This is a genomic window from Nonomuraea cavernae, assembly GCF_040655715.1.
Taxonomy (GTDB): Bacteria; Actinomycetota; Actinomycetes; order Streptosporangiales; family Streptosporangiaceae; genus Nonomuraea; species Nonomuraea cavernae_A.
Window position 1 is genome coordinate 1 of the sequence record NZ_JBFAKL010000048.1, and the last position, 25083, is coordinate 25083.

The window sequence follows — 25083 nt, forward strand, 5'->3', positions numbered from 1 at the left end:
CACCACCGACACAAACGGGAGACACAAGTGCCCGACCGTACCGCGTTTCCTCCCCGCCCTGAAGGACGGCGCATCCACGCTGTAGGTGCTTGGTGACGGCGGACCTCGACGAACGCCGCCGCACCCGGGCGCCGGTCCCCCGGGGGCGGACGCTCCGGGAGCAGGAGGGCCGGGCCGGCCTGGCGCTGATCTCGCCGACGCTGATCATCACGCTGGTCGTGGTGGTGCTGCCACTGGCCTGGGCGATCATGCTGGCCTTCCAGGACGTGCGGCTGATCAACATCCGCCGGGCAGGCGTCTTCGGCCACTACACCCTGGAGAACTTCTCGTACGTGATGTCCGAGCCGGGGTTCTGGTCGGCCCTGGTCAACACGCTGGTCTACACGGTGGCGGGCACGGCGCTGTCGATCGTGATCGGGCTGGTGACCGCGCTCGCGCTGCGCGACAGGTTCAGGGGCCGGACCCTGGTCAGGGCCTCGATCCTGATCCCGTACGTGGCGCCGGTGGTGGCCGTGACGTTCCTGTGGGAGACGATGCTGAACCCGCAGTACGGCATCGTGAACACCTGGCTCGACCAGCCGATCGCCTTCCTCAGCCAGGCCAAGGGCACGTTCCTCGGCGTCGAGGTGCCGGTGGCGCTGCTCACCGTGATCGCGTTCGAGGCGTGGCGCTACTTCCCGTTCGCCTTCCTGTTCATCCTGGCCCGGTTGCAGGCGCTGCCCGCCGAGCTGGACGAGGCGGCCGTGGTGGACGGGGCGACGCCGACGCAGCGGTTCAGGTACGTGATCATGCCGCAGCTCTGGCGGATCATCGCGCTGCTGTCGGTGCTCAGGTTCGTCTTCACGTTCACCAAGTTCGACGACGTCTACCTGCTGACCGGCGGCGGAGCGGGCACCGAGGTGATCAGCGTGCGCGTCTACGAGTTCCTCACCGCGCGCGACGACATCGGCGCCTCGGCCGCCCAGGCCATCGTGCTCGCGGTCGTGCTGGTGGGCTTCCTGATCGTCTATCTCAGGTTCTTCGGGGGAGGCGAACGTGACTAGGGGCATGAGCCGGGACAGGTTCGAACGGGCGCTGCTGCGCGGGCTGAAACCGCTGGTGATCGCCTTCCTCTTCGCGATCACCGCGTTCCCGTTCCTCTACATGGTGATGCTGTCGGTCCGCGACATCCAGGAGCTGATCCTGGATCCGGGCTCGTTGTGGCCAGAGTCCTTCACCCTCGACACGTACGCGAACGTGCTCGGCGCGCAGGGCTTCCTGACCTTCATGCGCAACAGCGCGATCGTCGCGGTCGTGACCGTGGCGGCCACGCTGCTGATCTCCATCCCGGGGGCGTACGCGGTGGCCAGGCTGCGGTTCTTCGGGCGGCGGCAGGTGCACTTCCTGTTCCTGGCCGTCTACCTGTTCCCGGCGATCGTGCTGGCCATCCCCCTGTTCGTGCTCTTCACGATGATGGGGCTACGTGGCTCTCTGGTGGGATTGATCCTGGTCTACATCGCGCAGACGGTACCCGTCACCGTATACATGCTGCGCAACTACTTCGAGACCGTGCCGCAGAGCGTGGAAGAAGCGGCCGCGATCGACGGTTGCACGCGCCTGTCCACCATCTGGCGAGTCGTGCTGCCGCTGTCCAAGCCCGCGCTGATGGCCACCGGCCTCTACGCGTTCATGATCGCCTGGAACGAGTTCCTGTTCGCCCTCCTGTTCCTCGTCGAGAGGCGGGACAGTTGGACGGTCTCCCTGGGACTCTCCCAGCTGGCAGGCAGTATCGAGATCCCGACCACCGTTCTCATGGCAGGATCGGTGGTTCTGACACTGCCCATCGTGATCGTGTTCTTCGCCGGCGAACGTCTGCTGACGGAGGGCCTCACGGCTGGAGCGGAGAAGGGATAGACCATGCTGACGGCAGGGCAGATCCTCCAGTTGATCCGCGACGGCTCCTGCCGCACCCGCAAGGAACTCATTGAGGTGACCGGCCTGTCCCGATCGACGATCACCGACCGGGTCGACCGGCTGATCGAGGCCGGCTACATCCACGAGCCGGGCGTGGCGAGCTCCGGGGGCGGACGGCCGCCCTCGGTGCTCGACATCGACGCCACCAGCCGCCTGGTGCTCGTGGCCGACCTGGGCGCGGGCCACGCCCACGTCGCGCTGACCGACCTCGCCGCCCGGCCGCTGGCCGAGGAGCACACCGAGATGCGCATCGACCGCGGCCCGGAGGCGGTCCTGTCCTGGGTGCGCCAGGCGTTCCAGCGGCTGCTCGACCGCACCGGACACCCCCGCGACCGGGTGTGCGGCATCGGCGTCGACCTGCCCGGCTCGGTCGACCACACCTCGGGCCGGGTGGTCCGGTCGTTCCTGATGCCCGGCTGGGACGACCACCCGATCCGCGAGGTCCTGGGCGCCGACTTCGACGTGCCGATCCTGGTCGAGAACGACGCCAACGCGATGGCGCTCGGCGAGTGGTGGTCGACCTGGCGCGAGACCCGGGCGCTGGTCCTGGTCAAGGTGTCCACCGGCATCGGCACGGGGGTCATCCTCAACGGGGAGGTCTACCGGGGGGTGGAGGGCGCGGCGGGCAGCATCGGCCACGTACGGCTGCGCGAGACCGACGACCGGGTCTGCACCTGCGGCTCGCGTGGCTGCGTCGCCTCCCTGGCCAGCGGCCACGCGGTCGCCGTCGACGTGGGCGGCCAGACCAGCCGCGACGTGGTGCGCCTCGTCCAGGCGGGCGACCCCACGGCCATCGCCCGCACCCAGGAGGCGGGCCGTACGCTGGGCATCGTGCTGGCCACCGCGGTCAGCCTGCTCAACCCCGGTGTCCTGGTGCTCGCCGGCGACATGGCCGAGACCGGTGAGCACTATCTGACGGGCATCCGGGAGAGCGTCTACCGGCGCAGCCTGCCGTACACCACGCGCAACCTGGAGATCGCGACCAGTTCGCTGGGCGACCGCGCGGGGATCGTGGGCACCGCGGTGATCGTCATGGAGCACGTGCTCAGCCCGGCCACCGTCGACGCCGCCCTGGCCGCCGACTCCGATCCGCCCAGGGGCCGGCCGAAGACCGGTGTGACCGGCACGGCCGGGCTTTAGCGGCTTAGCGGGCTTCAGCGGCGAGGCAGGCCGCCAGCCGGCCGCGCGCGGCGACGAGCGACGGTCCGTACCAGGTCAGGTCGCGCCCGCTGACCAGGACGCAGTCGAGGCCGGGAAACGCCTCAGGCCCGTCGTCGGCGGCGAAGGCGTACGGCTCGTCCGGCAGCACCACCAGGTCGGGAGCCCGATCGACCAGCTCGGGCAGCGGTACCTTGGGATAGCGCTCCGGGTGATCCGCGTAGAGGTTGTCCACGCCCAGCCGTCTCAGCACGTCGCCGGTGAACGTGTCGCGCCCCACCACCATCCACGGCCGCCGCCAGATCGGGATGACCGCCGTGCGCCGGGGCCCCCGCATCGGCTCGCGCCAGGCCTCCTCGGCCAGGTCGAGCCAGCCGGGCCGGTCCGCGCGGCAGGCGAGGCGGAACATCCGGTCGAGCGAGGTGAACGCCTCGTCCAGCGTCTCGATCCGGGTCACCCAGACGGCCAGTCCGGCCTGGCGGAGCGCCGAAATGTCGGGTTCGCGGTTCTCCTCGGCGTTGGCGAGGACCACGTCGGGGCGCAGCGCCCTGATCGTCTCCAGGTCGGGGTTCTTGGTGCCCCGCACCCGGGTGACGTCGAGGCCCGCGGGATGGGCGCACCAGTCGGTGGCGCCCACGAGCGTCTCCGGCGCGGTCGCCGCCACCGACTCGGTCAGCGAGGGCACCAGCGACACGATCCGGCGCACCTCGGCGGGCACCCGCACCGCGGCTCCCGTGTCGTCCTTCACGCCGGCCCCCTGCTCCGGCCACCGTCGGCGGCCCGACCGGAATGATTCCAGTGTGCCGAAGCACCTCCACAGCCGGCCTGACCCATCGGTAGACTCCCAGACAAAGATCGTGGACTTCTGATCGGGGGGCTGCCGGTTGGAGCGCGAACCGCCGGGCTTCGATCCCCACACTCCCAACGTCGCCCGGCTCTACGACTACCTCCTCGGAGGCAAGGACCACTTCCCCGCCGACCGTGAGGCGGCGGAGCAGATCCTCAGGGTGGCGCCCGAGTCGCGCGCCGCCGCACGGGCCAACCGCGCGTTTCTGGAACGTGCCGTGCACGAGCTGGCCAGGGCCGGCGTGACGCAGTTTCTCGATCTCGGCACCGGTCTGCCCACGCGGCGCAACGTGCACGAGCTGGCCCGTGAGGTCACCCCCGGAGCACGCGTGGTCTACGTCGACCACGATCCGGTCGTCCTGGTGCACGCCCGGGCGATGCTGGCCGGTGAGGGCACCGCCGTGGTCTACGGCGACCTGTGCAAACCTCTCGACATCCTGCGCAACCCCGAGGTGCTGCGCACCCTCGACTTCAGCAGGCCCGTCGCGGTGCTACTCCTCGCGGTCATGCACTTCGTCAGCGACGCCGACGATCCCGGCCGGATCCTCGCGACGCTCCGCGAGGCGATGGCCCCCGGCAGCCGGCTGGTCATCTCCCACTTCACCGGAGACGCCCGCGCCGCCGCCGTCGCGAAGAGCGTCGAGGTCTTCCGGCGCACGACCTCTCCCCTGAGCCCGCGCGGCCGCGAGCACGTCGCGGCCCTGTTCGAGGGGTGGGACCTGGACGAGCCGGGCCTGGTGTGGCTGCCGCAGTGGCGGCCCGCTCCGGCCGACACGATCGACTTCACCGACTCCCCCGAGTCGTCGCTCATTCTGTGCGGGATGGGCCGCAAGCCCTGACGCCCGAGCGCCGGGGGCCGGGGTCCATGACGGATCCCGGCCCTCACCGCGCGGCTCCCGGTGACTACTTGAGCGCGGCCAGCGCGCCATCGTAGTCGGGCTCCTGGGTGATCTCCGGCACCAGCTCCGAATAGATCACCTTGTTGTCGCCGTCGAGCACCACGACCGCGCGGGCGGCGAGCCCGGCCAGCGGCCCCGACTCCTGCGCGACGCCGTAGTCGGTGAGGAACTCGCGCCCGCGCATCATCGAGAGCATGACCACGTTGTCGACCCCCTCGGCGCCGCAGAAGCGCTTCTGCGCGAACGGCAGGTCGGCCGAGACGCACAGCACGACGGCGTCGGGGTGGTCGGCGGCCACCTCGTTGAACCGGCGGACCGACGCGGCGCAGACACCCGTGTCGACGCTCGGGAAGATGTTCAGCACCTTGGTGGAGGTGCCGTAGTCGGCCAGCGAGACCTCGCCGAGGTCACCGCCCACCAGACGGAAGTCGGGCGCCGCGGCCCCCGGCTGTGGGAAGGCGCCGCCCACGGTGATCGGGCTGCCCTTGAACGTGACGTCAGACATGAAACCTCCTGATAGCAGTGATGCCCCCGATCTTGATCCTATCGGCGGGCACCACAGCGACCCACGCGGGCCGACCGGCTTGCACCACAGCGACCCACACGGGCCGACCGGCGGACGTCACGCCGGTACCGGCCGACCTGCGTCAAACGTCGCGCCGGTACCGGCCGGTGCCGGCGTCAGACGTTGCGCCGGTACTGGCCGCCCGCCTCGAACAGCGCGTCGGTGATCTGGCCGAGCGAGCAGAACCGGGCGGCGTCCATCAGCACCTCGAAGGCGTTGCCGTCGGACATCGCCGCCTCGCGCAGCCGGGCCAGCGCGGCGGGCACCTCGGCCCGGTTGCGCTCGTGGAAGGCGTGCAGCCGGTCGAGCTGCGACTGCTTCTCCTCCTCGGTGCCCCGGGCCAGCTCCAGCTTCTGCGGGTGCGGCTCGTCGCCGCGCGGGTTGCGAAACGTGTTGACCCCGATGATCGGCAGCGAGCCGTCGTGCTTGCGGGTCTCGTACAGCATCGACTCGTCCTGGATCCGGCCGCGCTGGTAGCCCGTCTCCATGGCGCCCAGCACGCCGCCCCGGTCGGACAGCCGCTCGAACTCCCGCAGCACCGCCTCCTCCACCAGGTCGGTCAGCTCGTCGATGATGAACGAGCCCTGCAGCGGGTTCTCGTTGCGGGCCAGGCCCCACTCGCGGTTGATGATCAGCTGAATGGCCATCGCCCTGCGCACCGACTCGGCCGACGGCGTGGTCACCGCCTCGTCGAACGCGTTGGTGTGCAGGCTGTTGCAGTTGTCGTAGACGGCGATCAGGGCCTGCAGGGTGGTGCGGATGTCGTTGAAGTCCATCTCCTGGGCGTGCAGCGACCGGCCCGAGGTCTGGATGTGGTACTTGAGCTTCTGCGAACGCTCGGCGGCGCCGTACCTCTCGCGCATCGCGACCGCCCAGATGCGGCGGGCCACGCGCCCGAGCACGCTGTATTCGGGGTCCATGCCGTTGGAGAAGAAGAACGACAGGTTGGGCGCGAAGTCGTCGATCCGCATGCCGCGCGCCAGGTACGCCTCGACGTAGGTGAAGCCGTTGGCCAGCGTGAACGCGAGCTGGCTGATGGGGTTGGCCCCCGCCTCGGCGATGTGATAGCCGGAGATCGAGACCGAGTAGAAGTTGCGCACGCCGTTGGCGATGAACCACTCCTGGATGTCGGCCATCATCCGCAGCGAGAACTCCGTGGAGAAGATGCAGGTGTTCTGGCCCTGGTCCTCCTTGAGGATGTCCGCCTGCACCGTGCCCCTGACGGTGGCGAGCGTCCGCGCCCGCAGCTCCCGCTCCTCCTGCTCATGCGGCTCGCGCCCGTGCTCCGCCCGGAAGGCGTCGCGCGCCTGGTCGAGGGCGGCGTTGAGGAAGAAGGCCAGGATCGTCGGGGCGGGGCCGTTGATCGTCATCGAGACGGACGTGCTGGGCGCGGACAGGTCGAACCCGCCGTAGAGCACCTTCATGTCGTCGAGCGTGGCGATGGAGACCCCCGACGTGCCGACCTTGCCGTAGATGTCGGGCCGCGGGTCGGGGTCGTGCCCGTAGAGCGTCACCGAGTCGAACGCCGTGGACAGCCGGGTCGCGGGCTGCCCCTCGGAGAGCAGCTTGAAGCGCCGGTTGGTGCGGAACGGGTCGCCCTCGCCGGCGAACATCCGGGTCGGGTCCTCGTCGTCACGCTTGAACGGGAAGACGCCCGCGGTGAACGGGAACCTGCCCGGCAGGTTCTCGCGGCGCAGGAACCTGAGCAGCTCGCCGTCGTCGGTGTAGCGGGGCAGTGCCACGCGGGGGACGCGGTTGCCGGACAGCGTCTCGCGCCAGAGCGGCGTGTGCAGCTCGCGGTCGCGCACCCGTACGACCAGCTCGTCGGCGGTGTATTCGGCGCGGGTGGCGGGCCAGGAGTCGAGCAGCGCCCGGCTCTCGTCGCTCAGCTCGCCCTCGGCTCGTTCCAGGAGCCCGGCCAGCCTGGCGCCCGTCGCGTCCACCGCTCCGGTTTCGGCGGCTTCGGTGGCCGTACCTGTTTCGGCGGCCGTGCCGGGCGTGCCGGTGGCGAGGAGGTCGCGGACGGCGGTGAGCTGCCGGCGGCGGCGGGCCACCTCGGCCTGGGCGTCCGTCTCGGCGTGGTAGCCGCGTACCGTGTCGGCGATCTCGGCCAGGTAGCGGGCGCGCGCGGGCGGGACGGTCGCGGCGGACGCCAGGGAGGTGCGACCGCGCACCGGCGCGAGCAGGCCGGAGCCGGCCGGCATGCCCTTGTCCACGAGCAGGCCCTTGAGGTGGTGGTAGAGGGCCGTGACCCCGGCGTCGCTGTAGCGGGAGGCGATCGTGCCGAACACCGGCATCTCGTCCGGCGGGACGCCGAACGCCTCGCGGTTGCGCACCAGCTGGCGGCTCACGTCGCGCCGGGCGTCCTCGGCGCCGCGCCGCTCGTACTTGTTGATCACTACGGCCTCGGCGAAGTCGAGCATGTCGATCTTCTCCAGCTGGGAGGCCGCGCCGAACTCGGGGGTCATGACGTAGATGGGCACGTCGACGTGCGGCACGATCCCGGCGTCGCCCTGGCCGATGCCGGGGGTCTCGACCACGACCAGGTCGTGGCCGGCGGCGCGGCAGGCGGCGATCACGTCGTCGAGGCAGGCGGGCACCTCGTTGGGGGCGCTCCTGGTGGCCAGGGAGCGGAAGTAGGTCTGCGGGCCCAGGCTGTTCATCCGGATGCGGTCACCGAGCAGGGCGCCGCCGCCGCGCCTGCGGGTGGGGTCGATGGCGATGATCGCGATGCGCAGCTTGTCGTCGTTGTCCATCCGCAGCCGGCGGACCAGCTCGTCGGTGAGGGACGACTTGCCCGACCCGCCGGTGCCCGTGATGCCGAGCACGGGGGCCTGACGCCCGGCCGAGCGCAGGCCCTCGACCAGCCCGTCCGGCGCGCGGCCGGCCTCGATCAGGGTGATCGCCCTGGCCAGCGCCGCCTGGTCGCCCGAGAGCACGGCCTCGGCCGAGGGGGCGCCGTTCAGCTCGACGTCGCACTCCTCGATCAGCTTGTTGATCATCCCGGGCAGGCCGAGCCGCTGGCCGTCCTCGGGCGAGAAGATGCGGGTGACGCCGCGGGAGTGGAGCAGATCGATCTCCTCGCGCACGATGACGCCGCCGCCACCGCCGTACACCTTGATGTGACCCGCGCCGCGTTCGCGCAGCAGCTCGACCAGGTAGGAGAAGAACTCCACGTGACCGCCCTGGTAGGAGCTGATCGCCACGCCCTGGACGTCCTCCTGGATGGCGGCGGTGACGATCTCGTCCACCGATCTGTTGTGCCCGAGGTGGATGACCTCGGCACCCTGCGACTGAAGGATGCGGCGCATGATGTTGATCGCCGCATCGTGACCGTCGAACAGGGCCGCTGCCGTCACGAAACGGACAGGGTGGGCCGGAACGTGCACGCCTGATCACTCCTTTGTGAGGGGCCTCACTCCGAAGATACTAGGACGTCCTACTATTTCCCAAGCCCTCTGCCCGTCACGAGGGGAACATGCGTGCGGCGGTCAGCCCTTCGGCTCGTACGGCCGGCGTCTCGTCGCCGTCGGACGGCGCTCACCCCCGTGACCCACGCCCGCGGGGACGCGGCTCCTACCGCCCTCCGGGCGGCCGGTGAGCGCCGGATCGGGATGGCGTACGGGCGCGGACGGAGACGGACCGGCGGGCTCGCCCCGCCCGGTGGTCAGGAACGGGTCGGCGGTCAGGAACGGGTCGGCGGGCCTGGCGGGCCCTGCCGGGCCGGGGGGCCTGAGCCGGCCGGGGGGCCTGGCGGGTGGCGTGCCTGGCGCGTTCCACGGCCAGCGGAAACGGCGGTGAGCGACGCGGCGGGTGCCACGGCGGTGACCCGCGCGGCGTAAGGAGAGCACGACGGTGGTCAGCACCATCACGGCCAGCAGCGCCTGCGGCGTGCCCAGGATGTCGAACGGCGACCCCTGCGGCGCCTCCACGCGCGGCACGGCGACGAACGGCTGCTCGGTGGCCCGGATCTCAGTCTGGGTGAGGCGCTCCTTGACCACCCGGGGTAACCCGTAGCCGACGACCTTGTCCGTCTCGCGGGTCTTGCGCTTGAGCCAGACGCGGTCGACGTTCGCCTCGATCGTGTGGATCTTGTCACCGGAGACGCGCTCCACGATGCCCACGTGGTCGATGCCCTTGTAGCTCTTGCCGCCCTTCCAGTCGAAGAAGACCAAGGCACCCGGCTCCGGCTTGGCGGTCCAGGCGCCCTTCTGGATGAACCAGGCGGCGTGGGAAGGGGTCCACGCGAACTGGCCGACGTAGTCGGCGACCCCGGCCTTCTCCGCCGCCCAGGCGATGAACATGTCGCACCAGGGGGCGTTGCGGTACTGGGAATCCTGGACACGGTCGGCGTACCAGTTGCCGAACTTGGTGTGCTGGCCGCCCTTCTCCCGGTAGCCGATCTCCTGGCGTACCGCTTTCAGCAGATCTTCCGCGATCGGGTCCAGGGTGACTCCTCCCAGAAAATCCGGCAGATCACGTTGGACTGTAATAGCCGACCTACGATCTCGCGCCGAACACCCCGAAAGTGGCTAACCATGAGAGGAAACAGTGGCTGTGTGGCGAAAGTGACAGCAGGGACCCTACGTGCCGGCCCCTACGTGCCGGCCCCCACCCGGTAGACCTCCTGGTCGCCGCCGCCCGGCGCCACCACGTCGGCCACGATCACGGTCACGTTGTCGGGCGAGCCGCCCTCGTTGGCCAGGTCGATCAGCCGCTGCACGGCCGCTGCCGGGTCGGCGAACGTGGTCAGCACCTCGTGCAGGATTTCGGGCCCGAGGACTGTCGTCAGCCCGTCGGAGCACAGGAGATAGCGGTCGTCGGGCTCGGCCTCGCGCAGCGCCAGGTCGGGCTCGGCGCGGCCCTCGCTGCCCAGCACCCGGAGCACCATCGAGCGCCGGGGGTGCACAGCGGCCTGATCCTCAGTTATCCGTCCTTCGTCCACCATCGACTGCACAAGTGTGTGATCCTTGGTCATCTGGTAAAGCGCACCATCGCGAAGCAGGTATCCGCGGGAGTCACCGAGATGAGCCAGGGCGAACCGGTATCCGTCCCACAGCATGGCGGTCACCGTGGTCCCCATCCCCCTGCGCGCCGGGTCGATGTCGGCCAACTCGACCAGCCGGCGCGCCGCCTCGTGCACCGCGCCGTCGAGCGCGGCCCCCAGGTCGACGCCCGTCTCGGGAAGCGTGGCATCCAGCTCGCGCATGACGGCGATGGCCGCCGAACTCGCCAGCTCGCCGGCCGCGTGCCCGCCCATCCCGTCGGCGACCACGAGCAGCCGGTTGCTCGCATAGCCGGAATCCTCGTTCTGCTCCCTGCGACGGCCCACATCAGATCCGGCGGCATAGCGGATGTTCTGCTTCATACCCCGCAGTAAATCACTGGTTGAAAGACTTCACAAGCAGATGCGCTGAAGACTCTTGTGAACTACTGTGGCCTTCATGAGCCATGACCCGACTGTGAACGCCGGGGACATCGCCCGGCTCGCAGGGGTCGGGCGAGCGGCGGTGAGCAACTGGCGCCGCCGCCACGACGACTTCCCGCTGCCCGTCGGCGGCACCGCCAATCAACCCCTCTTCTCGCTGCCGCAGATCGAGTCCTGGCTGCGACGCTATGGGAAGTCCTACCAGGTCTCCCTGGGAGATCGGGTGTGGCAACGCCTGAGAGCCGCCGGTGATTTGCGGCTGGGCGAGCTGGTGGCCCAAGCCGGGGTGCTGCTGACCAAGGGACACAGCGAGCTCGACCCCGAGCTCGCCGGGCTGGTCTTCGAGCTGGCCGAGCGGCACGACCCGCTCACCGCGTACGAGTTCCTCATCGAGCGCTACCTCGAGGCCCACTCCCGGCAACTCTCGGTCACCCGCGAGGAGACCGCCGACCTCATGGTCAGGCTGGTCCACACCGACGGCGGCACGGTGCTCGACCCCGCCTGCGGCGTCGGCACGCTGCTGCTGGCGCCCCGGGCACCCATGGTCCTGGGCCAGGACCTCAGCGGCACCTCCGCCCGCATCACCGCGGCCCGGCTGCGGCTGCGCGGCGTCGAGGCGCGGGTGGAGGCGGGCGACTCGATCCGCCACGACGCCTTCGCCGGCGAGAAGGCCGACGCCGTCGTGTGCGATCCGCCGTTCAACGAGCGCTCCTGGGGCTACGAGGAGCTGACCGGCGACCCGCGCTGGGAGTACGGCCTGCCGCCACGAGGCGAGCCCGAGCTGGCCTGGGTCCAGCACTGCCTCACCCACGTCAGGCCGCGCGGCCTCGTCGCGGTGCTCATGCCGCCCGCCGCCGCGAGCCGCAAGGCGGGCAGGCGCATCCGGGCCAACCTGCTACGGGCCGGCGCCCTGCGCGCCGTGGTCGCGCTGCCGGGCAGCGACCTGTGGCTGCTGCGCCGCCCGGCCGCCGGCGAGCGGCCACCGTCCGACGTGCTCATCCTCGACGCGACCGCCGACCAGTCGGCGGTCGAGCCGGCCTGGCGGGCCTACCTGGAGGACCGTTCCGACCAGACCGTACGCATCATCGACCTGCTGGCCGACGAGGTCGACATGACCCCGGCCCGCCACCAGCGCCGCGACGACCTGGGCCGGGCCTTCACCGAGACCCGCGACCTCTTCCTGGCCGCCGCCGCCACGCCGCCCGACCTCAAGGTGCTCGACCAGCCGCTCGACCAGCCGGTCACCACGGTCGGCGACCTGATCAAGGAGGGCCTGGTGACCGCGGTGCAGGCGCCGCCCAAGATGGCGGCCGACGGCGGCGACGTCGCGGTGCTGACCGCCGACGACATCACCCACGGCACGGCTCCTTCGGGCCGCGCGGGTCCCCAGCACGGCCTCGTCGAGGTGCGGCCGGGCGACGTGGTGGCGTCCTACTCCAGCGTGCGGGTCATGACCGCGGGCGGCTTCGTACTCGGCCCGCACCTGACCCTCTACCGGGTCGACGCGCGCCGGCTCGACCCCGACTTCCTGGCCGGTTTCCTGCGCGCCGCCGGCGGGCGGGCGACCACCGGCTCCAGCCGCTTCGACGCGCGGCGCACCCGCCTGCCCCGGCTCTCGCTCGCCGACCAGACCGCCTACGGCGAGGCGTTCCGGCAACTGGCCGTGCTGGAGGACGCCCTGCGCGAGACCTCCGCGCTCGGCCAGACGCTGATCCGGCTCGGTCTCGACGGGCTGACCGACGGTCACCTGCATCCCCAGTCCTGACGGTGTAGGTTTTTCGCGATAAGGGGGGCGGGAGGGCGTATGGTCATCGGCGACCGCTATGTGCTCGACGACCTCCCTCTCGGACAGGGCGGCATGGGAGCCGTCTACGCGGGCCACGACCGCCATCTCGACCGCCGGGTGGCGGTGAAGCTCCTCCGGTTGCCCAGCGGGCCCGACGAGGAGTTGGCACGCCGGTTCATCCGCGAGGCACGCATCCTGGCCCGGCTGGAGCATCCGGGCGCTCCCGTGCTGTACGACTTCGGCACCCACGAGCAACGGCTCTACCAGGTGATGCAGTTCATCGAGGGCGTCACGGTGGCCGACGTGGTGAGCGAGCACGGGCCGCTGCCGGTCTCGTGGGCCGCGGCCATCGCCGCCCAGGCGTGCGCCGTGCTGTCCGCCGCGCACGCGCTGTCCATCTGCCATCGCGACCTCAAGCCGACCAACCTCATGCTCTGCCCCGACGGCAGCGTCAAGGTGCTCGACTTCGGCCTGGCCATGCTGCGTGACGCCGACGTCACCACGTTCACCAGGATCGGCCAGATCCTCGGCACGCCCGCGTACATGGCTCCTGAGCAGATCCAGCACGGCGTCGCGGAGCCGCGCAGCGACCTTTATTCACTGGGCTGCGTGCTGCACGAGATGCTGACCGGGTGCCAGCTGTTCACCGGCCCCACCGACTACGTGGTGTTCGAGAAGCAGGTCAAGCAGCGCCCGCCCGGCATCCCCGGGCTGCCCGGTGGGCTGGGCGTACTGCTGGCCGAGCTGCTGGAGAAGAAGCCGGGCGACCGGCCGGCCGGTGCCGACGCGCTGTACGAGCGGCTGGAGCCGTTCGCGGTGGGACTGCCGATGCTGCCCGGTTTTCTGGCGAAGTCGCCCAGCCCAGGCCGGATGTACGCCCGCATGGTGGGCCGGGTCCTGAGCGGTTAGCGACCTCCGGGCCCTGCGGATCCTGGCGAGCGTGAACTCTCATCGTCTTGGACTTCGACGGTGTCCAGGTGGAGATCTGCCACTGGAAGCTCGATGAGCTGTCGATCAGCTGGAACAGCATCGATGTCGGCGAGCACCATCCGAATTTCGTGCGGCACCGGATGGGCTGTTGTTCTACAACTGGCCGGCGATGATGGAGCGGGCCTGGTGGCCTGTGATGTTCCCGCGGACCTCGGTGGTTGGGGCGCGGCCCGGCCTTGCGGCAGAGCATGGGATGACCGTGTTGTTGTTCATGTAGAAGGAGGCATGCAGCAGCCCAACGGCGCCCGCTACCTATGCGATGCGGCCAAGGTGGAGCAGTGGCTGTACCGGCTCGTGGCCTCCCACTCATGCGATCCGAGCACTCCTTGAACCCTGCGTCCAAGTCAAGGAAGGGATACCTGCCGAGACAGGATCAATCGACGTCGCGTACAGTGACTGCGTACGTTGCGCGTGGTTTTTTGGTACAGAACCGGCTATAACCCGGCAGACAGAGAGATCACATCACCCATGTTGCTGAGTTTTCGCGTTGCGAACCACAGGTCACTCCGCGACGAGCAACAGTTGTTGCTGACTCCCACCTACGACACCGAGGCGGCATCCACACATGGCTACCCCGCCGTAACAGTGATCGGAATTTTCGGAGCAAATGCATCAGGAAAGTCGAACGTTCTCGATGCTTTGATATACATGAGGAACCTCGTCCGCGGCTCCTTGCGGGAATCCGAGCCAGGAAGCGGGATCACCCGCTTCCCCTTCGCTCTGGACTTCTCCGCCAGCGAAGACCCATCACTGTATGTGGTGGATCTGCTCATTGATGGAGTTAGATACACTTATGGATTCGCAGTCAACGACGAGCGCGTAGTCGAGGAGTGGCTGTATAGCTACCCGCTAAAAAAGAAGCGGGAGGTGTTCCATCGACGTAACGACGAGTACAGCTATGGAGAACACTCGCCGCATTCCATGAAACAGGTGGCGAACATCACCGAATCCAATGTTCTCTTCCTTTCCGTGGCGGCGCGCTCACGACAAGAACTGGTCAGGCCCGTGTACGATTGGTTCATGAGGGTGTCGGTGCGCAACCCCCGCAGCGTTCGAATAGCACCAAGAATGCTCGACTCAGTCGATCGTCTTGGCCTACTGAATCGCATCGTAGAACTCCTGCAGGCAGCAGACACCGGAATCGAGTCGGCTGAAATTGTCGAAGAGACTGACGCCGAGTTCTCCGAAAGGACTGCCCGCCAAAAAACGCCTCAGGGATTTGTTCCGGAGCGCCGAAAAGATGTGCTCTTCAAGCATCGAGGCGAGGCAGGCACCTTTCCTCTAACGCTGCGAGAGCAGTCTTTGGGGACACAGGCACTTTACGAGATCGGGGTGGATGTATTCAGGGCCATTGACCGAGGGGCAGTCCTGATCGCAGATGAACTGGATTCAAGCCTCCACCCGTTTCTGACCGCACAGCTGATTAGGCTCTTCAATGATCCCGCTATCAATACTGAGGGCGCCCAGCTGTTGTTCAGCAGTCACGACACAACACTTCTCGGCAAGATCCAGGGGGAAGAGGTGCTGAAGAGGGATTCCATATGGTTCACCGAGAAGGGCGATCACGGCGCGACAGAATTGTTCCCACTGACGGACTTCAAACCTCGTCGCGACGAGAATCGCGAACGCCGCTACCTAGCCGGCCGTTACGGGGCGGTCCCTATTATCAGCGACAGCTTGTTTGCTGCCGCCGTGACCGCACGCAGGGAGGCCGAGAATGTCTCCCAGAAATCCTAGATCACAAAAGAAGCCGTTCAAGATAAACACCGAGACGGACTTGGATCACAAGCATTCCGGCACTCGCCAAGAGCGCACTTCCTATTTGATTCTATGCGAAGGGAAAACCGAACGAGACTATTTTGTCGGAATGCGGACCCGACATGGGCCGCATATACACGTTGACATACCCGGCTCTGACCACGTATCCATCGCCCGCGAGGCCGCACATCGGAATAGCGACGAGTACAGCAGCATCTGGTGCGTTTTGGATACCGAGCTCGATTCAGTGACGACGACTAAAGTCCTCGCCATCATCCAACAGAGCTCGGCCAACGCCTGCCTGTCTACGCCTTCTTTCGAGACGTGGTTGATAATGCATCACAAAGATTGCCTAAGGCCGTTCCAGTCAGCGGACGAAGCAAAAAGAAAACTGAAAGCGATCATCCCATCATGGAGTGAAGGCAGTACACGCTTCTCCGACTTCTCTCATGGAGTGCAGGAAGCCGTGCGAAGAGCACGAAAGATCGACCCATCCGGAGAATCAGTTCTCAAGAATCCGTCATCCAACGTTTGGCAACTGGTTGACCGGTTGATCGATACTCTCGAAGACGGATCTTCCAAGCACGAGACAGCGAACCCCGCATCTCGGCACAAGGGAAGTGGGGTTCACAGGTAAATAGTCACTTGGCCAGATGCCGACTGAGCCCTTGTCATCCTGAGTACAGTAGCGGTCTCTTCGATGAGTCGCAGAACGAGGATGGCCTGCACGATCGGGGTAGCTCGGTGCGGGCAGCAGCTCAGCCAGGCCAGGACCTTCCAGGTCTTCAAGGTGGCAATGGCGCGTTCGCCGCAGACGCGGATGCGAGCGTGCGCGCGGTTGATCGAGCGCTGGTGGCGTGACAGCGGTGACCGCAGCTGGTGGCGTTGAACGGCGTGCGGATGGTGCCGCCCGTGCCCTGGTATCCCTTGTCGGCGAAGGTCTTCACATCCACGACGATGAGGCCGGTGGCGCGGGCCGCGTCAGGTCACAAGCTGCTGGCCGAGATGCTGGAGAAGAGGCCGGACGCCCGGCCCGTCTGCGCCGACGCGTTGTACGAGCGGCTGGAGCCGTTCGCGGTGGGGCTGCCGATGCTGCCCGGTTTCCTGGCGAAGTCACCTAGTCCGGGCCGGATGTACGCCCGGATGGTGGGCCGGGTGCTCAGCGGTTAGCGACCTCCGGACCGTCAGGACCGGAACCGCCCCACGCGTCAAGGCCACCCTCCGCAATGCGGCCATCGACCATATGTCACTCAACGTAATTGTCGTGTCACAATAAGCATCATGCCGTCCCCCCGACATGATGCCCTGATCCAGATGATCAGCGACCGCCCGCAGCTGGCGGTGGAGATCCTGCGTGACCTCATGGGGGTGGACCTGCCCGCCACTCCCCTGATCCGGGTGGAGGACAGCACCTTCAACACCCGCCACTCGGTCGACATCGAGGCCGACCTGACCCTCGTCATGGGGCCACCACAGTCGCCCGCGCACGCCATCATCGTGGAGGCCCAGCAGGACAAGGCCAAGGATCCCCGGCAGTTCACCCGCTACGCCGCCGCCCTCTGGCTGCTGCTGGGCTGCGACGTCACGGTTCTGGTCATCACAGCCGACCAAGGAACTGCCACCCACTACGCAAAGCCGATCGACTCCGGCCTCACCGGCTACCGCCTGCAAGCCCGGGTGCTGGGGCCGGACGACATCCCCGCCATCACCGACCCCCACCAGGCCGTGGAGCAGCCGGGACTGTCGGCCATGTCGGTCATGGTTCACGGCCGTGATCGCAAGGTCATCGAAGCGTTCGCCATGGCACTGACCGAACTCCGCGACGAACACGCTCCGAAGTACTATGAATACGCTTACAGCATGGCCGCGCCCGACATCCGGCGACTCATGGAGGAGATCATGAAGTCCACCGCCTGGCCCGTCTACAGCCCCTTCGCGCGCGAACACTACGGCCGCGGCCTCGAAGAAGGGCAGGCCCAAGGCAAAGCAGAAGGTAAGGCCGAAGGCAAAGCCGAAGAAGCCGCCCGGCTGGTGCTGCTCCTGCTGGAAACTCGTGGATTCACGCTTCCCGACGACGTCCGGGCCCGCATCACCGCCTGCACCGACCTGACCCAACTGGAAACCTGGGTCACTCGTGCGGTCACCGCCCAGACCCTGGACGGCCTGTTCGACGGATCGGGAGAGCAGCACCGCTGATGTAGGCGGAGATCAGATGCCTGCCGCCGAGGCGTCGCACCGCGCCACATGCCTCCGTTCCGCGGACGGGTTCTCCTTCAGGCAGAAGAGGTACAACGCGTTGGTGCCGGCACCTGGACGCGGGATGGTGGAACGTCCGGGTGTTCCAGTAGGACGGGCGGACACATCGCACGCTGTGCAACGTCGGCATCATGCACGACGCGGACTCGTTCTCACCCTCAAGCCAGCGCCTCCTGACACCTAACGGGGAGATCACGCGCGTGCCGGCGCGGTCTCCGCGAAGGCCAAGGGGGACAGGTGGATCTGGTCTGCACGCCAACCGCCGACTGACCGCCCCTGCTCTCGATGGCCGCCATAGCTGATGCGGAGAAGTAGCCCACTCAGCCACGGGCGAGCGCATGGAAGACCTGGCGCCCGCGCCAAGCCGATGCGGTCCGGCGGGAGCCGTTCGCGGTGGAGCTGCGGATGCTGCCCGGCTTTCTCACCCAGGCGCCGAACCCGGAGCGCATGTACGCCCGCATGGTGGGCCGGGTGTTCAGCGCGGAGACCGGTGGCCTGTGCCGTCGGCGAGCATGCACGACGACACCTCGACCATCAGGTGTTCACCATTACCAGATTCGGTCATTTTGGCATTTATATCGCAAACCACACAGGGAACGTTACGCCGATTTGCGTGGATCTCATAGTGATCTTTCTCATATTGCTCACTGACGGTAACCGATTCAAGATCAAGCCGACAATCCGACTCACTGTGATTGAAGGTGTTTGTGAAGGAGTTAGGAAACGCGCCGGGCTCCAGACGGAAACCCCGGCGCGGACTCGCTGCCGCAACGGTGCTAACGGTGACAGCATCGCTGCTGGTCGCGGGCTCGATCACGCAGGCCGTCGCCGATCCCGATCCGCAAGCCACCGGGGGCGCCAACGCTCCTGCGGTGACCACCTTTCCCCGCCGTCCGATCCCGACGCTCCGTTACGCGCGGCGGTCGCCGAAGCGGCGAGAATCAACAAACCGGTAGCGGTCGAGGCCGCGTTCACCGAGACCTCGCGGACCTGGGCCTATCCGGACGCGCATCTGATTACCGAGTCCTATGGCGGTCCGGCCCAGCTCAAGCAGGGTGACGGCTCATGGGCGTGGATCGACACGTCCCTGGTCGAGCAGAACGGGGTGTTGAAGCCCAGGCTGGCCAAGGCCAACGTACGAGTGTCGGCGGGCGGCTCCGGACCGTTCGCGACCATGACCTTCGACCGGGACCGCTCCTTCGGCCTCTCCTGGCCGACCGTACTACCCCGCCCTCAGATCAAGGGCAACGTGGCGACCTACGTGGGCGCGGCGGGACCGTCGGCGGACCTGGTCGTGACGGCGCTGCCCACCGGCTTCCGGCACGACATCGTGTTACGCGAGCGGCCCACCGGGCCAGTGGAGTTCCGCATCCCGGTCCAGGCACCCGGCCTGAAACTGAGCAAGACCAAGTCCGGCGGGCTGTCGCTGTCTTCCGTGAAAGGCAAGGGCAAGGAGGTGGCGTCGGCTCCGGCGCCGTTGATGTGGGACGCGGCGGCCGACAAGCCCACCGCCGACAAGCGTGGCCGCCAAGCCAAGATCAGCACCACGGTGGAGGCCAAGGACGGCACGACGGTCCTGGTCCTGAAGCCGGACTCGAAGTGGCTCGCCGACGCGGCCACGCAGTATCCCGTCACCGTGGACCCGACCACGACACTGGGAGTGACCAAAGAACTCGCCTTCAACACCAGGGGCCAGCAGACCACGGTGACCGCGGCCGAGCGCTGGCGAGAGTGCGTGGCCAACTGTGGCACACCGAACTCGGTCCAAGCCGATTACGCCGCTCGATCGTTGATGACCTTCGACACGACGCCGATCACGGGCAAGCAGGTGGTCCGGGCCACCATGCAACTGCAACTATGGGACGAGGTGTTCGACTGCGAGGAGTTCCAAGGCGTGGCCGCGCAACGCGTCACCGAAGCCTGGGACGAAGAAGACACCGTCTGGACCAATCAGCCGGAAAGCACCGGTGAGGGGCGGGCCTCGATCGATCCGTGCGCGCAGCCGGACAGCGCAGGATCGGTGTGGAGCTGGAACCTCACCGACATGACCCGCGCCTGGGCCTCCGGCACGCCCAACCACGGCCTGCTGCTGCGACTGACCCAAGAACTGCCCGTACCGTCGGGGGTGTCGGAGAGCTACGCGTTCTGGCCGGCGTTCTTCGGCGGAAGCACGGCCCCGAAGCTGAGCGTGGACTGGGTCCTGCCCCCTGAGATTCCCACGGTGAGCGCCGAGTCGATCGACTCGATGGACGGCAACGACGCGATCGCCCGCAGCACCAACGTCAAGGTGTCCTACAGCTCACGCGTGCCCGAGACGACGGGCCTGGACTACACCGTGACGGTCAACGACTCCACCATGGCCGCGCCCGCGCCGCAACCGCCCACGGGCGAAGCCGCGTACTGGAAGTTCGACGAGACCTCCGGTGCCGGCGCGGCCGACTCCTCCGGCAACAACCGCAACGCCACTCTGACCGGCAGCCACAGCCGCCTCTCAGGACAGCTCGGACAGGCCGTCAAACTGACCGGCGGCGCGCACGCTGCCACCGCCCAGCCGGTGCTCAACACCAACCAGAGCTTCACTGCGGCGGGCTGGGTGCGTCTGGACAGCAGCACCACCTCCCAGGCGGTCCTGTCGCAGATGGGCGTCAACTGGCCAGGCTTCACTCTGTCGTACACCACCTCCGACGCCCCCGAGTACGATCAGCGCTGGCTGCTGTCCATGATCAACCAGGACATCCCGGACCGCATCCACGAGACCATCGTCCAGTCCGCCAACCTGGCCAAGATCGGCCAATGGACCCACCTGGCCGCCCAGTACGACGCGGAAGAGCACAAGATCCGGCTGTACGTCGACGGAGAACTGTCCGCCGAACGCGACCACACCGTCAGCTGGAACGCCCGCGGCCCCTTCCACATCGGCCGCGGCCTGGCCGACGGCGACAACGCCACCCTTGACGGCGCCGTGGACGACATCCACGTCTACCAGCGGGTGCTGACCACGGCGGAGATCCGCACGATGGTCGGCGTGCCGACCACCACCACCCACAACAACATCCCGTCAGGCCAGGTGCTCGACAAGGTCTTCACCCTAGACAACCCGGCCAGCTTCAAATTCGTCGTCAAGGCCTGCCGCACCGGCGTCAACCCGCCGTCCTGCAACGAGAGTCCGGCCTACCGGATCACCTCCGACGCCCCCATGCTCCCGTCGGACACCGAGACCGGCATGGCTGACCCCGCCCAGCCCATCCTGTCCGGCATGGTCAACCGCCCCTCCGGCGGACCCATCACCGCCAAGTACTACCTCTACGACAACACCGGCGCACCGGTGGCATCCGCGCCACTCGGCACCCGCACGGTCAACGGCGGCGAGCGGGCCTCCTTCCAGATCCCCGCCAACACCGTGCAACCCGGCACCACCTACAAATGGCAAATGATCGCCTGCGCCACCATCCCACAAACCCCGGACCCGGACCCGGATCCGACCCCCACACCGACGCCCACCCCAACACCGACCCCGACCCCCACACCGACGCCTACCCCCACCCCGGCCGGTCTGGTCGCCGCCTACGGCATGGACGAAGGCACCGGCACCACAGTCACCGACGCGACCGGCACCAACACCGGCACCGCCAGTAGCACCGCCTGGGTGAACGGCAAGAACGGCAAGGGCCTGTCGTTCGACGGCACCTCCAGTTGGGTCACCGTCAACCACTCCCCCTCCCTGCGGATGACCACCGCGCTAACCTTGTCAGCCTGGGTGAAGCCATCGGCCCTTGACGGCTGGCGCGCCGTCATCGCCAAGGACCACACCGACTACGGCGACCTCTCCTACGGCCTGTACGCCTCCGACGGCTCCACCCCCAGAGGCTGGCTCATCACCGAGGACGACGACCCCGGCACGGTAGACGCAACCTCACCACTCACCAACAACGCCTGGAGCCACCTCGCCGTCACCTACGACGGCAGCACCGCCCGGCTCTACCTCAATGGCGCCCAGATCGGCCAAGAGCCCGTCACCGGCCCCATCCTCGACGACGGCGGCGCTCTCCACATCGGCGGCGACACCGCCTACGGCGAATACTTCAAAGGCATAATCGACGAAGTCCGCATCTACAACCGCGCCCAAACCGCCGCCGAAATCACCACCGACATGAACACCCCACTCGGTAGCGCCACCACAGCAGCCTCCGTTGCCGAGGTACGGTCTGTCACGGCGGCGGCAGGTGGTACTGGTAACGAAGTCTGCACCTCGAAGACCTCTCCAATGACCTTTCAGCTCGAAGCAGCGGATGGCGAGGTGATTGAGGAACCGGGCAACGACTCACAAGTCACGCTGGGGCGGGACAACTTTGTGCTGAAGACTGTGAAGATCGACCCCACGGGCTGCAACGGTGGCCCCTGCTTGGTAGCAGATTCTGCTTCCCTCCAGTTGGGCGGTAGTGGCGCGGAGAAGGCCGCGCTGGTCATGGGTGTCAAGTGGGATGAACTTCCAGGCGGTTCTGCTATCACTCGAGCTCTTCTCAACCTGGGCACTCCCACGTGTTCCGTGACGCCCTGTCCCAGCGACACAGTTATCACGGCTGTGCCGCTCAAGAACGCAGTTACCTCCGAGACCAAGAGCTCGGATCTGGCAAGGGACATCGACACTAGGGTCACCTACACTTTGCCGATCAGTGCACCACAGATCGATATCGCCAACACCAATTATCAGTGGCTGATGCTCACTTCCAACCGTGAGGAGGTTGTGACCTTCGGGGCCGCGGGCTCCCCACAACTCGGCTCAATCGCGGTTACTTATACGCCTCCGGGTCCTCCCGGTGGGGTGTTGAACCTGAGGACAAGGCCCGCCGACCAAGGCGCGATTGCCAGCTGGGGCCTTCCTGAAAGCACCGGCAGCACCGCCATCCTGAGTGGATACGATGTCGAAGTCAGTGATCAAGGCGGTGAGCATGTCCGATCTTTGTTTGTTCCCGACCCCTGGGTTGCGATCGATGGCTTGACCAACGGCGAGACATACGCCGTCAAGGTCAGGTCGAAGACCCCGTACGGCACGAGCGAATGGGAGTCGGAGATGGTGACGCCCAAAGCGGCGCCACCGCCCTCCACTGAGCCAACCTGCATCTTGGAGGCGACACCACCGCCGACAGCGGCTAAGAAAGCGACCACCGCCAGCACAGCTCACGACTACGCCACTCCTATCAAACACTACTTTCAGGCACAGGACGCGGTACTGGAGGGCCGTGCTTCAACTGTGTGGGAAGCTCCGGGAGTAGTGCCTGAAGCGTCCACAACGGCGATAATCTCTCTGCTAAATGCAGAGTTGACCGAGCAGAAGCAGTTGCAGGATGCCGAAGGCGTAACTCGCAGTAACTCTTCCGTAGTTGTGGAGAATGTGGTCCCGCGAGAAGCAAGCGACGGCAGCGTGTGGGTGACGGCGACGGTCAAGCGGACGTGGGAGGTCACCGGTCAAGGCCCATTGGGTAGTGCTACAAAGGCGACCATCGGGACAAGGGGCGTGGTCGAGCCCAGCGAGCCCATCATCGATATTTTTGTGTTCGATCGATGCGGCGGCCTCACCATCATCCAGGTTCCGATCGATGTAGAGGAAGACTCGTCCGACTTCATGGATGAGAGCGAGGAGATCGAGCTACTGAAGCAAGAAGTCCGTTGGGGCGACTTCACCGGAAGAATCGCGGGGCAGGACCGTTCGGGCGCGACGGCTGCCGACTGCCCATCGCCTGTCCTCCCTGGCATAGTTTCATCAGGAGTCAGTCGCCGATCTAAAGGAATGATTTACCAGGTTACCGGCCTCGCGCAATGGAGCAGATGTCATGGTCGACCTACCAACACCGCGTGGAAGGTCGACAAGGTCGCAGCATCGGCCGTCCTCTGGACCAGCAAAGCATTCCGCAATCCAATCAAAAAGGTCAACGGAAGAACAGTTAGCGACACCGACACGAAGAAAAGACATAACTTCATCATCAATAACTCGTCAGTCGATCTCGCTGTTTCCCCGTGTTTCGTTCAATCGCTGACACAGTGGCAGGTCGGAGGCCAGGTAGGCGTAGAGTTGTCCGGAGGGTTTCCCGGCCAGTGGATCGAAGCGAGCCAAAACGCCTCCTTCTCTGTAGCCTTTTCCGGAATGAAGAGCAAGGACTGCCCCAGTCCCGACGGCGAAGTAGGGGACAGAGGCGGCAATAATGACCCGATAGCCGACGGCAGGACCTGGAAACGAGCCTTCCGGACGAGAATAACCGCCGAACCTGAGGCTTTGGAGGCAACCTGCTGGCAAGGGTCGACCACGCTCTGCTCCCTGGGTCAAATCCAGGTCCTGACAGGCGGCGCATTCCGCATGAAATGGGAAAAAGGAGATAACGAGTCGCGAGTTGTGCGAGTTCGGAGTAAATGGGTGAACTGGTAGAGTCCAGTTGCTCATTCGCTAGGGCGATAGGCTACCCAGCAGAGAACGCGCGGAGATGGCTCGGCGGGAAAATCTCTCGCCGAGCCCTTCCGGAATTCTGGCTGGAATCACTCAACGCTCGCTACAACTCGACTCTCGACCTAACCGCCTTCCAGCACACGACCGTACCGAGATTCATATGGAACCAGAATCGGCCGAGCTTGAAACACCGAAAGGACTAACAAGGCAGTGCGCATATTACTCCGACACGCCAGGCGTAGGCCGACTCCCGAACGAACAACACAGCAAGCTTGATAACTTTCTGAAGTGTACAGCCTAGAACACGAGAAGCAATAACAAAGCATCAAGCTGTGCGTGTTATAACCAGATGCTTTCGACCGACTCCGAGGCATGATTCACGATGCGCAAGACAATTATGGCCATCCTAGCCGTAGCACTTTTGTGCGGCTGTTCGACTCAGAAACAAGTAGACAAAAATCGAACGCCTGGGACCCCTGAATCTTTCAGGACTTCCCCCCTCTCCCCTAAAAGGGCCAAACCTTTGACTGATCTAAGAAAGCACGTCAAAGGAAAGGAGACTTTCTTTTATGTCGACAATACAGGGGAACGAGCTCATTTGAACACGAAGATAAAGATAGAGAACTCCTATAAAATTGCTCTTGACTGCGTAGGGCCCGAGGGGCATTTAACTATACAGATATCCGGTAAGCTACATATGAGTCGCAGGTGCAACTCTGGCTACACCACCCGAACGGCAGATCATTACCCACGGAAATCGGCCAAGATTCGGGAGCTTACAGTTCAAGCTCCACACGGCGCCAAATGGTCGGTGCTGATCACAAAAATACCTTAGGAGGATTCGCAGACTGACCGGGAAATGTACCATTATGGGTTATCAGACCCTTCAGTCGTAGATTCTCACCTTTACCCTCGATGACTCACGAGGTGGTCGTCCCTCCTGATCAGTTTCGACTGATGGAGATTTCCGCCTGATCGTCCGGTTCATCTCCGGCGAGTGACACG

General features: G+C 66.4%; 17 protein-coding genes and 1 pseudogene. 12 read left to right on the forward strand and 6 right to left on the reverse strand.

Going from position 1 to position 25083, the window contains the following annotated elements:
- Window positions 1-92: 92 nt before the first annotated feature.
- From AB0I38_RS39400 to AB0I38_RS39410, 3 genes are read left to right on the forward strand one after another with little or no spacing between them, the layout of a single operon-like run.
- A complete protein-coding gene (locus tag AB0I38_RS39400; protein WP_358495407.1) occupies window positions 93-1043 on the forward strand; it encodes a carbohydrate ABC transporter permease in 951 nt (316 codons plus the stop codon).
- Window positions 1036-1893, forward strand: a complete 858-nt coding sequence (locus tag AB0I38_RS39405; protein ID WP_358495414.1) for a carbohydrate ABC transporter permease — start codon at window positions 1036-1038, stop codon at window positions 1891-1893. The genes AB0I38_RS39400 and AB0I38_RS39405 overlap by 8 nt, the downstream gene beginning before the upstream one ends.
- A gap of 3 nt (window positions 1894-1896) precedes the next feature.
- Entirely contained in the window at window positions 1897-3093 is a 1197-nt protein-coding gene (locus tag AB0I38_RS39410; protein WP_358495418.1) for an ROK family transcriptional regulator, read from the forward strand.
- A 4-nt stretch (window positions 3094-3097) separates the two neighbouring features.
- Here AB0I38_RS39410 and AB0I38_RS39415 read toward each other — a convergent pair whose 3' ends face one another.
- Window positions 3098-3859: a helical backbone metal receptor gene (locus AB0I38_RS39415; RefSeq protein WP_358495422.1), complete on the reverse strand. Its 762-nt coding sequence runs from the start codon at window positions 3857-3859 to the stop codon at window positions 3098-3100.
- 136 nt (window positions 3860-3995) lie between these two features.
- On the opposite strand from AB0I38_RS39415, the gene AB0I38_RS39420 reads away from it, so the two are divergent.
- Complete coding sequence (locus AB0I38_RS39420) at window positions 3996-4796, forward strand: SAM-dependent methyltransferase (RefSeq protein ID WP_358495427.1); 801 nt, start codon at window positions 3996-3998, stop codon at window positions 4794-4796.
- Window positions 4797-4860: 64 nt separating this feature from the next.
- Here the strand turns inward: AB0I38_RS39420 and tpx are convergent, their stop codons facing one another.
- From tpx to AB0I38_RS39440, 4 genes are all read right to left on the reverse strand, one after another.
- Window positions 4861-5361 (reverse strand): thiol peroxidase, encoded by a 501-nt coding sequence (tpx, locus tag AB0I38_RS39425; protein ID WP_358495433.1) that lies wholly within the window; start codon window positions 5359-5361, stop codon window positions 4861-4863.
- Window positions 5362-5537: 176 nt separating this feature from the next.
- Window positions 5538-8810 (reverse strand): fused isobutyryl-CoA mutase/GTPase IcmF, encoded by a 3273-nt coding sequence (icmF, locus tag AB0I38_RS39430; protein WP_358495438.1) that lies wholly within the window; start codon window positions 8808-8810, stop codon window positions 5538-5540.
- 102 nt (window positions 8811-8912) lie between these two features.
- Entirely contained in the window at window positions 8913-9914 is a 1002-nt protein-coding gene (locus AB0I38_RS39435; RefSeq protein ID WP_358495476.1) for a CHAP domain-containing protein, read from the reverse strand.
- 104 nt (window positions 9915-10018) lie between these two features.
- A complete protein-coding gene (locus AB0I38_RS39440) occupies window positions 10019-10789 on the reverse strand; it encodes a PP2C family protein-serine/threonine phosphatase (RefSeq protein ID WP_358495442.1) in 771 nt (256 codons plus the stop codon).
- 76 nt (window positions 10790-10865) lie between these two features.
- Between AB0I38_RS39440 and AB0I38_RS39445 the strand changes: the two genes are divergently transcribed.
- The 5 genes from AB0I38_RS39445 to AB0I38_RS39465 all read left to right on the forward strand — a co-directional run bounded on the left by AB0I38_RS39445 (window position 10866) and on the right by AB0I38_RS39465 (window position 16020).
- The gene (locus tag AB0I38_RS39445; protein WP_358495447.1) at window positions 10866-12614 is read left to right on the forward strand and encodes an HsdM family class I SAM-dependent methyltransferase; all 1749 of its coding nucleotides are present in this window, start codon (window positions 10866-10868) and stop codon (window positions 12612-12614) included.
- Between the two features lie 39 nt (window positions 12615-12653).
- Window positions 12654-13544: a serine/threonine-protein kinase gene (locus AB0I38_RS39450; protein WP_358495452.1), complete on the forward strand. Its 891-nt coding sequence runs from the start codon at window positions 12654-12656 to the stop codon at window positions 13542-13544.
- A 47-nt stretch (window positions 13545-13591) separates the two neighbouring features.
- Entirely contained in the window at window positions 13592-13738 is a 147-nt protein-coding gene (locus tag AB0I38_RS39455; protein WP_358495455.1) for a hypothetical protein, read from the forward strand.
- A gap of 298 nt (window positions 13739-14036) precedes the next feature.
- The gene (locus tag AB0I38_RS39460; protein ID WP_358495461.1) at window positions 14037-15362 is read left to right on the forward strand and encodes an AAA family ATPase; all 1326 of its coding nucleotides are present in this window, start codon (window positions 14037-14039) and stop codon (window positions 15360-15362) included.
- Entirely contained in the window at window positions 15343-16020 is a 678-nt protein-coding gene (locus AB0I38_RS39465) for an RloB family protein (protein ID WP_358495466.1), read from the forward strand. The genes AB0I38_RS39460 and AB0I38_RS39465 overlap by 20 nt, the downstream gene beginning before the upstream one ends.
- Here AB0I38_RS39465 and AB0I38_RS39470 read toward each other — a convergent pair.
- Window positions 16011-16363, reverse strand: a pseudogene (locus AB0I38_RS39470) (transposase family protein); the annotation flags it as partial. The gene AB0I38_RS39465 and the pseudogene AB0I38_RS39470 sit on opposite strands and share 10 nt — an antisense overlap.
- Between AB0I38_RS39470 and AB0I38_RS39475 the strand changes: the two are divergent.
- The 3 genes from AB0I38_RS39475 (at window position 16296) to AB0I38_RS39485 (ending at window position 24060) form a co-directional block, all read left to right on the forward strand.
- Complete coding sequence (locus AB0I38_RS39475) at window positions 16296-16553, forward strand: hypothetical protein (protein ID WP_358495480.1); 258 nt, start codon at window positions 16296-16298, stop codon at window positions 16551-16553. The pseudogene AB0I38_RS39470 and the gene AB0I38_RS39475 sit on opposite strands and share 68 nt — an antisense overlap.
- A 111-nt stretch (window positions 16554-16664) precedes the next feature.
- Entirely contained in the window at window positions 16665-17579 is a 915-nt protein-coding gene (locus tag AB0I38_RS39480; RefSeq protein ID WP_358495468.1) for a hypothetical protein, read from the forward strand.
- 673 nt (window positions 17580-18252) lie between these two features.
- Window positions 18253-24060 (forward strand): LamG-like jellyroll fold domain-containing protein, encoded by a 5808-nt coding sequence (locus AB0I38_RS39485; protein WP_358495473.1) that lies wholly within the window; start codon window positions 18253-18255, stop codon window positions 24058-24060.
- Window positions 24061-25083: the final 1023 nt, after the last annotated feature.

Coding starts and splice junctions, on each gene's coding strand:
- AB0I38_RS39445 (WP_358495447.1), top strand. CDS start 10,866: ATGAGCCATGACCCGACTGTGAACGCCGGGGACATCGCCCGGCTCGCA.
- AB0I38_RS39440 (WP_358495442.1), bottom strand. CDS start 10,789: ATGAAGCAGAACATCCGCTATGCCGCCGGATCTGATGTGGGCCGTCGC.
- tpx (WP_358495433.1), bottom strand. CDS start 5,361: ATGTCTGACGTCACGTTCAAGGGCAGCCCGATCACCGTGGGCGGCGCC.
- AB0I38_RS39465 (WP_358495466.1), top strand. CDS start 15,343: ATGTCTCCCAGAAATCCTAGATCACAAAAGAAGCCGTTCAAGATAAAC.
- AB0I38_RS39450 (WP_358495452.1), top strand. CDS start 12,654: ATGGTCATCGGCGACCGCTATGTGCTCGACGACCTCCCTCTCGGACAG.
- AB0I38_RS39480 (WP_358495468.1), top strand. CDS start 16,665: ATGCCGTCCCCCCGACATGATGCCCTGATCCAGATGATCAGCGACCGC.
- AB0I38_RS39410 (WP_358495418.1), top strand. CDS start 1,897: ATGCTGACGGCAGGGCAGATCCTCCAGTTGATCCGCGACGGCTCCTGC.